The sequence below is a fragment of the Bacillus sp. SSR7 genome, assembly GCF_055902415.1.
Genome location: NZ_JBVVXV010000022.1, coordinates 47,056 through 59,111 on the forward strand (window position 1 = coordinate 47,056; position 12,056 = coordinate 59,111).

10 protein-coding genes and 1 pseudogene are annotated in these 12,056 nt (G+C 35.0%); 4 read left to right on the top strand and 7 right to left on the bottom strand.

From position 1 onward, the window contains the following. The first annotated feature begins 22 nt into the window (after positions 1 to 22). Positions 23 to 2,701, top strand: coding sequence for a DUF4084 domain-containing protein (locus tag AC0NJG_RS26520; protein ID WP_474063635.1), 2,679 nt, complete (start codon positions 23 to 25; stop codon positions 2,699 to 2,701). Positions 2,702 to 2,718: 17 nt separating this feature from the next. Here AC0NJG_RS26520 and papR read toward each other — a convergent pair whose 3' ends face one another. Both papR and plcR read right to left on the bottom strand, forming a co-directional pair. Continuing rightward, positions 2,719 to 2,865 (bottom strand): quorum-sensing peptide PapR, encoded by a 147-nt coding sequence (gene papR, locus AC0NJG_RS26525; protein ID WP_000734741.1) that lies wholly within the window; start codon positions 2,863 to 2,865, stop codon positions 2,719 to 2,721. 88 nt (positions 2,866 to 2,953) lie between these two features. Further along, positions 2,954 to 3,811: a transcriptional regulator PlcR gene (gene plcR / locus AC0NJG_RS26530; RefSeq protein WP_048552869.1), complete on the bottom strand. Its 858-nt coding sequence runs from the start codon at positions 3,809 to 3,811 to the stop codon at positions 2,954 to 2,956. Between the two features lie 168 nt (positions 3,812 to 3,979). Here plcR and AC0NJG_RS26535 point away from each other — a divergent pair. Next, positions 3,980 to 4,526 (top strand): annotated as a pseudogene (locus AC0NJG_RS26535) (M4 family metallopeptidase); the annotation flags it as partial. Positions 4,527 to 4,557: 31 nt separating this feature from the next. Here the strand turns inward: AC0NJG_RS26535 and AC0NJG_RS26540 are convergent. The 4 genes from AC0NJG_RS26540 to AC0NJG_RS26555 are packed head-to-tail and all read right to left on the bottom strand — an operon-like array spanning position 4,558 to position 7,921. Next, positions 4,558 to 5,160 carry a response regulator transcription factor gene (locus tag AC0NJG_RS26540; RefSeq protein ID WP_000619255.1) on the bottom strand — a complete coding sequence of 201 codons (603 nt, stop codon included), beginning with the start codon at positions 5,158 to 5,160 and terminating at the stop codon, positions 4,558 to 4,560. Then, positions 5,157 to 6,287, bottom strand: a complete 1,131-nt coding sequence (locus AC0NJG_RS26545) for a sensor histidine kinase (RefSeq protein WP_048552867.1) — start codon at positions 6,285 to 6,287, stop codon at positions 5,157 to 5,159. Before AC0NJG_RS26545 ends, AC0NJG_RS26540 begins: the two co-directional genes overlap by 4 nt. Next, entirely contained in the window at positions 6,288 to 7,022 is a 735-nt protein-coding gene (locus tag AC0NJG_RS26550; RefSeq protein WP_001202426.1) for an ABC transporter permease, read from the bottom strand. Continuing rightward, on the bottom strand, positions 7,019 to 7,921 hold the full coding sequence (locus AC0NJG_RS26555) for an ABC transporter ATP-binding protein (protein ID WP_474063636.1): 903 nt from the start codon (positions 7,919 to 7,921) through the stop codon (positions 7,019 to 7,021). Before AC0NJG_RS26555 ends, AC0NJG_RS26550 begins: the two co-directional genes overlap by 4 nt. Positions 7,922 to 8,078: 157 nt before the next feature. Here AC0NJG_RS26555 and map point away from each other — a divergent pair, with 157 nt between their 5' ends. Both map and AC0NJG_RS26565 read left to right on the top strand, forming a co-directional pair. Next, complete coding sequence (gene map / locus AC0NJG_RS26560) at positions 8,079 to 8,873, top strand: type I methionyl aminopeptidase (RefSeq protein ID WP_098857976.1); 795 nt, start codon at positions 8,079 to 8,081, stop codon at positions 8,871 to 8,873. A 437-nt stretch (positions 8,874 to 9,310) separates the two neighbouring features. Next, entirely contained in the window at positions 9,311 to 10,708 is a 1,398-nt protein-coding gene (locus AC0NJG_RS26565; protein WP_474063637.1) for a M28 family metallopeptidase, read from the top strand. 647 nt (positions 10,709 to 11,355) lie between these two features. Here AC0NJG_RS26565 and AC0NJG_RS26570 read toward each other — a convergent pair. Beyond that, positions 11,356 to 12,056: Cna B-type domain-containing protein (locus AC0NJG_RS26570; protein ID WP_474063638.1), on the bottom strand; the 701-nt coding region annotated here is incomplete at its 5' end.

Consider the following 12,056-nt stretch of genomic DNA (forward strand, 5'->3'; position numbering starts at 1 on the left):
TTTATTGAAACGGAGTCATAATATGATCAATCAAAAAAAATATGTACACTTTGTTATGATATATATAATTATATTTTCTCTTTGGATATTTCTTATTCCTAAGAACTTGAATATAAAAGAAATTGGAATTCTCTTCTTATTTTGTTTTGCTGCACTCTTTTCTTGCTATTGTTTATATAAAGCTATTAAGAAAATGAAGCGCGGTGATAAATTATTTTGGGTTTTATTACTATGCACTTGCCTATGTGGATTGACAATGGAGATAACTTTATTTCTTCATTCACTTTCTATATATGACCAAGTCATATTCTCATATACGGCATTACCCTTTTTTATCGTACAATATATTTTGCTCTTTTCTGGCTTTGCTATAAAGTTCATAAAACATTACTCCATTAGAGGCCTAGCTCAATTTTCATTCGATAGCATCTTTATCATTATTATGAATATTTATTTTACCTTAACTTTTATTTTGGACCGTTCAAGCTTTCGTATGTTAACAATAGATCATTGGGTTTTAATTGGATACTTTATTGCACAATCATTAGTCATTTACGCCGTTATTAGTCTATATAGACGAGAACAATATTCTGCTAGTAGAATCTCATTAATTATCGGCTTTACTATCATACTTGTATACGGATATATACATCTCTTTCAATTAAACGCAGGGATGGAAACTTCTTCTGAAGTCTCTTACTTAATACATACTGCTTCGATTTTATTAATTGGTTTGTCATCCATACTATATATTTTAAATAAACCAATACAGCATGAAACGAAAGCAAAATATTACCGGTTTGATTATGTACGCTTTATATTACCTTATTTTAGTGTAATCATTACTTTTTCTTTTATTATCTTTCAACCTTGGGATGATAAGTTCATGTTGATCGGTCTAGTATTATCTCTCATCTTATTATTTTTACGACAACTTTATATGTGGAAAGATAATCAGGCACTAATCGATACATACGAGCAGTTGACTACACAACTAGAAGGTAAAGTAGAAGAGGGTGCATCTGCGTTATCAAAGAGTGAACAACGCTATAAATCTTTATTCGAAGATCATCCTGATGCCGTTTTCTCTTTAAATATGCATGGTATTTTCCAACAATCTAATACAGCTTGTGAAAGCCTATTTACCGCCTACTATTGTGAAGTAGAAAGCTATTCTCTTCTACACTTTATTGACTCAAAAGACCATGATCTACTAAAGAAAGCTTTACAAATAACAACAGAAGGTAGACCACAAACTTTAGAAGTTCGCACAAAAGAAAAAGAAGGCTATTACTATTACCTTCACATTACCCTCATTCCTACTTTCATAAACAAAGAAGTTGTTGGGATGTTCGGCATAGCACGTGATATTACAACTTTATATGAAAAACAAAAACAAGTAGAACATTTAGCCTTTCATGATGCACTTACTGGATTACCAAATCGCCGAAAGTTTGAAAAAGATTTAAAAAACATTTTAAATACAGCTCAAACTAGCGTCAATGATGTTGCCGTCATGTTCCTTGATTTAGATCGATTCAAAAAAATTAACGATAGACTTGGACACGACGTCGGAGACTTATTATTAATTGAAGTAGCAAAACGATTACGCAGTTGCTTACGTTCAAAGGATGTCGTTGCTCGCCAAGGCGGAGATGAGTTTACAATTCTATTACCAGATATGTACTCAGAAAAAAGTGCGGCTTTTATTGCTGAACAGATTTTAAATATTTTAAACAAACCATTCTTCATTCAAGGCGAAGAACTGTCTATTACACCGAGTATCGGAATTGCAATGTACCCTGATTATGGAACAGATGTAACAGAATTAATGAAAAATGCTGATATGGCTATGTATCGCGCGAAGGCAAATGGAAAAAATCGATTTGTTTTCTTCTCAAAAGAAATAAGTATTGCTCAAAATGAAATCCAATTTTTAGAAGGCGAACTTGCAAAAGCATTACAACAAAATGAATTTTTCCTTGAATACCAGCCGCAAGTAAGCACAAAAACAAAACAAATTATCGGTTTTGAAGCATTACTTCGTTGGAAACATCCAAAGCTTGGTATCGTATCCCCGGCCCAATTTATTCCGCTAGCAGAGGAAACTGGATTCATTATTGAACTTGGAAATTGGATTTTGCGTACCGCTTGCTTAGAAGCAAAAAGATGGCATAATCAAGGTTTTTCTCACTTAAAAGTCGGTGTAAATTTATCTGTTGTTCAATTTAACCATGCAAATTTAATACCAACTATTTCAAAGGTTTTAGAGGAAACAGAGTTAAAACCAGAAGCACTAGATATTGAAATTACAGAAAGTATCGCTATTAATCAAAATCAATCTGTAGTTACAAAATTAGAACAGCTTCAAAATCTCGGTATTCAAATTTCAATTGATGATTTTGGAACTGGTTATAGTTCTTTAGCTTATTTAACAAAATATCCAATCAATACATTAAAAATTGCTCGGGAATTTATTTGCGGAATTACAACTAGCCCTTTAGAAGAAGCGATTATTTCTTCCATTATTACACTATCAAAAGAACTAAATTTAGAAGTTATTGCAGAAGGTGTAGAGACCGAAGAACAATGGAAGTTTTTATATGAACAAAACTGTGACCACATTCAAGGATTCTTTATTAGCAAGCCTGTTTCTAGTAAAGACGTTTGGAGGTTACTCCACAAAAAAACAACCGTCTAAGTAAGACGGTTGTTTTTTTAATATTCAAAAGGTAGGTCCGAAGCTAATTGTACCTCTTGATCATTATGAGAAATTACTTGGCTTTTCTCTAAAGCTGTATCTGTTAATGAAATACCCCATGCCATTGCTAACGTTAATAAACTACCAATAAGTAATTTTTTCATATTCCATCACCCACATTTTTTCTTTTAATATATCATGAAAATTTATCCATGCCGTATGCAATTATGCATATCCATTTTTTGGGGTTATTCATTGATTGATTTTATTTACAATTGCCTCTTTATATGCATGCATTTCTAATATATCAAAAAAGAAACTTGCTTTCTTATATGTATCTTCAATCTCTGCCTCATCATACTCCAACTTTTCTAGACATTCACCTCTTTGATAGTACAGCTGCCCAATTAATGCCATACTATTAATTCGGCAAGATATTTCAATCGCCTTATTCACTTGATATAAGGCTTGTTCATATTGATTATCTAAGTATAATGCTTTTGCATGATTATATCTTACCTTCACGTCGAATTCTTCATTATCATGCAATGACTCTAATTGTTTCAATATACCTTCAAATAACTCAATACTCTTCTTAAAATAGCCATTTTCAGCATAAATATTTGCGATTGCATTTTCTATATAGAGGTTTTGGTATACATCTATTCCAGCTAATTGTTGGTTTAACAATTTTTTCAATTCTAAAATACAATATTCGTAATCAATCTTCTTCAATATGTAAGCTGCTACATGATATTGCCATTGAAGAAACTGCTGGAATTCGGGATGATATTCTTCCTTTTTCAGCTCATTCCATACTCTATTATAAATCTCTTTATATTTTTTTTGCTTACATAGCGTAATGACTTGATCTTTAAACTGCTTTTTTCTTTCAATATCAGAATAAACAAGTACCTCATAAAAGTGAATAATGGGAACTTGTAATTTCGCTGCGATACCTTGCAATATATCCATACTTGGGTACACTGCACCCGATTCAATTCGGCTCACTTCCGATTGATGACATATGTTCTCGGATAACTGTTTTTGTGTTAATCCCCTCATTACCCTAATTTTCTTAATTTCACTTCCTAATTTTTCTGCGTGCATACTTACTCACCATCCCATTAGAACAATCTAATTTGTTAAGTTGTCATACCACTACAATAATGTGAATTCGACAATTTTTGATATGAAATAATGCATAATATATATAAGATTCGGCAAATTTTCCATACAATTCATCTCACTTATAGTAATAGATTCGGAGTTTTATAGATAAATTATAGATAACTTACCTATGCTTTCGTTACATTCGCTCTTCTTTATCCTTTATTAGCAGAAGCCATTCACACCCAAGAATTAGACAAAAATAAAGTAAAAATCGACATTGCTCAGCCTAGTTTAACAATTTAAAAATTAACACAACCTCAAAATAATATGAAAAAATATAACGAAAAAGTAGTTAAAAGGTGAGATAAACGAGGCTAAAGCTCAACAAGAGTGAGTGACAGCTGAAATGAATGTAGATTCCCAACCTACCAATAAAGATACAAAAGAAAATCAAAGCGAAGTTCGCCTTGCACAAACTTACAAAAACTATAAAATATATAGTCAAGATTTCATTGTAAAAGTAGATAAAAATGGAGTAATTACAACTATTAGTGGCAAAGTGGTCCAAAATTTAGACCAACAACTTAATCTAACTATAACAAATTTTTTGTCGAAAAATGAAGTAAAATCTTCATTACGTACTACACTTCAACTTCCAAGCCATTCAACCGAGACGGAATTCTCTAATGAAACTGTTGTGTACAAGAAAAAAAGAAGTTTACCATTCATAGGTAAACTTCTTTTCATATCCATCCCTTTTCTTCCGCAATTGTAATTGCCTCAATTCTATTTTTCGCATCAAGCTTCGTTAATACTTCAGAAATATAATTACGTACTGTACCAGGTGAAAGATAAAGTGTCTTTGCAATTTCATTTGCTGTCTTTCCTTCTTTCGCAAGTAGCAATACTTCTTTTTCACGATCTGATAACGGATTTTGCTCCTGCCATAAACCGAACATTAAATCTTGAGAGATCTCTCGTTTACCTTTCATTACGTTGCGAATCGATGCAGCTAAATCCTCGCTTGGGCTATCTTTTAATAAATATCCGTGCACACCAGCTTTCATTGCTCGTTCAAAATATCCAGGGCGCGCAAATGTTGTTAAAATCATTACTTTACATGCCGATTTTTCTTTCTTCAACGTTTCTGCAACATCTAATCCGCTTTGAATTGGCATTTCAATATCCATAATGCTTACATCAGGTTTTAACGATTCGATTAGTTTCAGCGCCTCTTCTCCGTTCGCTGCTTGCCCAATTACTTCAATATCATCTTCTAGATCAAGTAGGGCTCCTAACGCACCACGAAGCATTCGCTGATCTTCTGCAATAATAATTCGAATCATGCCTTCACCTCATCTTTTCCTGTTCTAATAACAACTGGAACTTTTACTGTTAATAGTGTTCCTGGATTAATCGTACCCAGTTCAACAAATCCATCAATAAGAGCGATTCGCTCCTTCATACCACGAATACCATTCCCATCGTGATTTTGATCCGCTAAACCGATTCCGTTATCTTCTACTGTCAAAATCAATTCACCTTGTGATTCTAGTACAGAAACTATGCACCGCGTTGCCTTACTATGCTTTACAACATTCGTAACAGCTTCACGTAAACACATTCCTAAAATATTTTGTTCAATGGGTGATAGCGAACTTGCACTCGTTTCTTGTTTGATCTCTAATTCAACATTAGCAGCTTGTAAGATCGCTTTTATTTGCTCAAGCTCTTCTTCTACCGTAATCATGCGCATATCAGAAATTAATTCCCTTAGCTGTTTTAAAGCAGTTCGAGATGTTTGTGTAATCTCCTTCGCTTCCGCACTTGCGCGCTCTGGATTTTTGACGATTAGCTTTTCAACAAGCTGACTTTTCAACGTAATAAGAGATAGCGTATGCCCTAACGTATCATGAAGATCCCTTGCAATACGCTGCCTCTCTTCACGTTTTACTAAGTCCTTAATTTGCTCGTTCGCTTCGTTTAATTGATTTCTTAACATCTTTTTCTGATTAAAATTGCGCATACCAAATGGTGTAAGAAGCATTAAAATAAACATCGGAACGATATTTACTAAACTTGTCGGTGTTAGTTGATTCATATTTACAAATACAAATGCTCCAAGCATTACAACTAACAAACATAGTAATATCCGAAATACTTTCTTACTTGGTGCAAATCCCATCGCACTTGCCGTGAAAAAGCCAAAGAATATCATGAAGGGATTATAAAATAAAGCAAATAAATAGATGAGCACCATCTGTATACATGCCCACAAAACAAACGTCTTCTGAACAAAATAAAGTTGACGGTATGTGATAATAAAAAGTATCAACATACCGCTCCCTAGCACAAGCTTCCATCCTGACACTTGCGCTAAATGGTAAATTGGAAATAATAAATACACAAGAAACATATACGGAAAGAATCCCATATGTTTCGGAAAAATCTCAATCCTCTTCTTCTCTATCATTTATACCGCTTCCTGTCTTTTTCTTATATATATTGATACTACAACAAATATAAGGAAATAGCCTCCTAATACCGCGATGTTTTCCCAACCAATTGATTTTCCAGCTACAATATCCCATGCACCGCTTCCAAAATGATATGTTGGTGTCCATTCACTAATAGATCTTAATATTTTCGGAAATACTTCGATCGGCATCCATAGACCACCAAGAATTGCTAAACACATATTTAAAATATTCGCTAAGCCCGCAGCAGCATCCGCCTTCTTAATAGAACCTATTACTGTCCCTAACGCTAAAAATGGTGTCACACCTAACAACAACCATAACCCAGCTCCAATCCATTGCCCTACTGTTAACTCAACATGATTAATTAATATTCCTGCGATAAAGATAACTAAGATTGAAAAAGCATTCACTACAGTTTGAGCGATGATTTTAGCTGTTATATATGCTCCCTCTGGAAGTGGTGTAATTTTTAAAAGATGTGTCCAACCCTGCCCTTTTTCTTGAGAAATTCTCACACCAAAACTAAAAAGTGCTGTCCCTACAATACTGAACGTTGCCATTGAGATTAAATAATGTGCTTTCCACGCATCTCCGTTTTGTGGCACTTGAACCACATTTGTGAAAATGTAATAGAACATAACTGGCATTAATAATGAGAAAAAGATAAACAATTTATTACGAAACGTACGTAAGATTTCTATTTTGCATTGCATCCATAAAGCTCTCATGCGATTTCCCCCTCCTGATTTGTGATAAACTGTTCAAATGCTTCATCAAGGCTTCCACGTTCAACAGAAACATCTGTTACAGGTAAGTTCTTTTCATAAATTGCTCTTAACGTTGCATCTGTATCTTCTGTTGCTAAAGTGAAGTGTCCTTCTTTTGATTGTACTTCTGTTACATTTGGTAATTCTTTTAGTAATTTTGCAGGAATACTTTCCTTCGAATAAAATGTAATTGTTTTTCGGGAAATCGTCGCTTTCATCTCATCTGGCGTACCGTCTGCGATAATCTTTCCATTCGCAAATAATAAAATACGATTTGCTAATACATCTGCTTCTTCTAAATAATGCGTCGTTAAAATAATCGTTTTCCCTTCACTTGCTAACTTTCGAATCGTTTCCCAAAACGTTCTTCGAGACGTAATGTCCATTCCGACTGTCGGCTCATCTAAAAATAACAAATCTGGATTTCCTGCAAGTGCGAGTGCAAAATTTAACCTTCTCTTTTGACCACCTGATAATTTCTCGCATCTTTGCTTTCTCTCTGATTTTAAATTCGATAACTGTAGCAACGTTTCTTTCGCTATCGGATTCGTATAATAGCTGCGGAATAACTCAATTGCCTCTTCCACTGTAATGCTATCAATGACACTTACTTCTTGTAGCATCGCGCCGATTCTATTACGAACATCTCTATGCTTTGGACTCTTTCCAAATGTAGAAACCGTTCCTTCCGTCGGATCCTTTAATCCAAGCATCATCGACATCGTCGTCGTTTTCCCTGCACCATTCGGCCCAAGCAGTGCTACGATTTCTCCTTTATTCGCATGAAATGAAACGTTATTTACTGCTTTTTTATATTTAAATGTTTTAGAAACACTATTTACTTCAATAATCTTTTCCATCTCTCCACCCCCGCTGTTTCTTATATTTACATTGTATTACTTGGAAAACTTAGGAAACAGTATGATGCGTCATGACATCGATATGACAATTGTCATGTATTCTTTATGAGAGGAATCAATACGCATACTGCAAGCAAGTAGCAGGATGAAAATAAACATGATACAATCGGATAAGATATATATTCGAGGAAGGACAGTGGTTTTCATGATTATTCGTAATGAACAAGATTTAGAAGGCTTACGAAAAATCGGCCGCATCGTTGCGCTTGCACGTGAAGAAATGAAAAAAGAAGCGAAGCCAGGTATGACAACGAAAGAGCTTGATTTGATCGGTAAAAAAGTATTAGATGAGCATGGTGCTATTTCTGCACCTGAAAAAGAATATGATTTCCCTGGCGTAACTTGCATCAGTGTAAACGAAGAAGTTGCTCACGGTATTCCAGGTGATCGTGTATTAAAAGAAGGCGACCTTGTAAATGTCGACGTATCTGCAGCACTTGATGGTTATTATGCAGATACAGGTATTTCATTTGTACTTGGAGAAGATGAAGCAAAAGAAAAGCTTTGCCAAGCAGCTGTTGATGCCTTTTGGGCAGCAATGAAAAAGGTGAAAGCTGGTTCAAAACAAAACCAAATTGGTCGTGCCGTTTCAAACTTTGCACATAAAAATGGATACAATGTTATTCAAAACTTAACTGGTCACGGTATTGGTCTTAGCTTACATGAAGCACCAAACCACATTTTAAGCTATTTTGACCCAATGGATAATGCGCTTCTAAAAGACGGTCTTGTTATCGCTGTAGAGCCATTCATTTCTATGAAAGCTGACCATATTATCGAACGTGGCGATGATGGTTGGACTTTCGTTACACCTGATAAAAGCCTTGTTGCACAATGCGAACATACAGTTGTCGTAACACGCGGCGAACCGATTATTTTAACAGAAGTATAAAAAAGGACGATACATAAAGTATCGTCCTTTTAACGGGGTGAGGCTGTCCAAAAGTACGGAAAACCTTTGAACAGCCTCGTATTTTCATATGGATGCCTTACATATATCACTGATAATAAGTATGAAATGCGGAAACATATTTATCATCACATGATTCAAACATGAGAAAAGAAACCCTATGGGATTCTTTTCCCTACATAATCTAAAGTTTGGGTACACTAGATTCATGCAATGTAGGAGCTTTCCAAACAGAAAGCGAACCTTCGTTTAAAATGATAGCATACATATCTCCGTCAAAAATATGCAAATGTGCATATAGCGTTTTTTTATTTCTCAATGTCAGAATATTGAAATTAAATAAAGGTAAAGGTAAAATGAAGTCATTATCCGTCTTCTTTTGTCAGTCAGAGAGAATAGAAGAATAGGAGAGGAAAAAAATGAAAAAATCTTTGAAACAAAAAATAGTAAGCTCTTTGCTTGCTGTATCACTCGCTGTTAGCTTAGCTCCGATTGGACAAGTCAAAGCTGATTCCACGTCAGAAATCACACAGACTTCACCTATCACAAAACAAGTTGATGCAAGCCGCGCTATCGAACACATCCGTTTCTTATCCGAAACAATTGGTCCTCGCCCCGGTGGAACAAAATCTGAGGAATGGGCATCTCGCTACGTTGGTATGAAGCTTAAATCAATGGGCTATGAAGTAGAATATCAACCATTCCAAGTGCCGGATCAATACGTCGGATTTATTGAATCACCATTATCCACAAAGCGTAATTGGCAAGCTGGTGCTGCCCCTAACGCACTAATTTCTACAGAGGCTGTTACAGCCCCTCTTATCTTTGTTCAAGGTGGGACAAAATTAGAGGATATTCCAAATGAAGTAAACGGAAAAATTGTCCTATTCGAAAGAGGAACAACAGTAGCGGACTATAATAAACAAGTTGAAAATGCTGTTAGCAAAGGAGCAAAAGGTGTTCTTTTATATAGCTTAATTGGTGGTCGTGGAAACTATGGACAAACTTTCAACCCTCGCCTAACGAAAAAGCAATCTGTCCCTGTCTTTGGTCTTGCTTATGCACAAGGAAATGCATTTAAAGAAGAAATCGCTAAAAAAGGGGCAACAATCCTTTCCCTCAAAGCGAGACATGAATCTAATTTAACATCATTAAACGTCATCGCTAAAAAGAAACCCAAAAATAGTACAGGTAATGAAAAAGCTGTCGTTGTAAGTTCACACTACGATAGTGTCGTTGGAGCACCTGGAGCAAACGACAACGCTTCTGGTACAGGATTAGTATTAGAATTAGCTCGTACTTTTCAAAATGTAGAAACTGATAAAGAAATTCGTTTTATTGCTTTTGGTTCTGAGGAAACTGGCTTACTTGGCTCTGATTATTATGTTAATAGTCTATCCCAAAAAGAGCGTGACCGAATTTTAGGTGTCTTTAACGCAGACATGGTTGCTACAAATTACGATAAAGCAAAAAATTTATATGCTATGACGCCTAACGGTTCTCCAAACCTTGTAACAGACGCAGCCTTACAAGCAGGCAAACAATTAAATAATGACCTCGTACTGCAAGGGAAATTTGGCTCTAGTGATCACGTACCGTTTGCTGAAGTTGGGATTCCTGCAGCTCTATTTATTTGGATGGGTGTCGATAGTTGGAATCCATTAATCTATCATATCGAAAAGGTATATCACACACCTCAAGATAACGTATTTGAGAATATTTCACCTGAACGTATGAAAATGGCATTAGAGGTTATTGGTACAGGCGTCTATAATAGCCTTCATTCCACTGTAAAAACAGGAGAGAAAGCCGCTTAATACTATTTCAAGCCACCGATTAATCGGTGGCTGTTTATTAAGAAAAAATAAATATGCATAAAAGCATATTTATTACATGGTATTATGGTGTATAATTAAAATCGTAATATATAAATAAAGTATACAAATTACATAGCATTATGTAGAATAAAAAATTTAAAATACTATTGATTACATCTAATGAGAAGATTTTTCGATTGTAAAAAGGTGCTCTTGCAGTTGTGTTAACTTGAACTTCAGAAACTAATACCTTCATTCCTAAAATAAACGTTACATCAGCTACTCAAGAACAAAGCTTTACAAAATGCTATTTCTAAATTAGCTATAAAAATGGCTATGCATTCATCCAAAACTTAATGAAACATAGCATTGACCTTAAATTACATGAGATACCACACTCTAAGCTTATGGAACAATGATAATGGGCTTCTTAAAAACGATTTTGTTATCGTTTTAGAGCCACTGATTGAGTCCACCTTGAAATTGTTCCCTTTTTTCTATAAAAAAACCCTTCAGGCTGCATTCTTCCCTTCACCTTATTGTGAAGTGTTTTTGAATACTTACCTAAAGGGCGCAATATCAATAGTAATTTTTTAATTTGTCAGCTACTCAGATTACAGTGTAATTAATAATCTAAGGCTTTTTTATTATTTAATTCGCTGACGAGCGAATAGGATTCCACCTAAAAGGAACAATACCATACCTCCAAGAATTGAACTCATTCCTGCTGATGTTCCTCCTGTGTTAGGAAGTAATGTTGGCTTATCATTTTCTGTAGTAGATGGAACTTTTGAATCGCTATTGCTGCCTGTATTTGTGTTTGGATTTTTCGGATCTGTACTTGGATCTTTTGGATCTGTGCTTGGATCTTTTGGATCTGTGCTTGGATCTTTCGGATCTGTGCTTGGATCTTTCGGATCTGTGCTTGGATCTTTTGGATCTGTGCTTGGATCTTTTGGATCTACATTTGGTTTGTCCTTGATTTTTGTATTTGTGATGTCATAACCTTTTACTTCAGATTTATATCCAGCTACTGGTTGTTCTTTCACTTCATACTTGTACGCTACTCCGTTTGCATCGTATGCTTGTAGCTTTTCAAACGTATATTTCCAGTTTGTTTCTGCTGTTACTTCTTTTGTATCTACTACTTTACCATTTTGTAAAAGGTCTACTTTAATCGAACTTGGACGATCTGTTGCATTGTTATCGCTCCAAGTTTTTGTTCCTTCTACTTTCGTTTCGCCTACTTTTGTATTTGTGATGTCAGTGCCACTTACTTTTGATTCATATCCGGCTACTGGCTGTTCTTTCACTTCATACTTGTACGCTACTCCATTTTCATCGTATG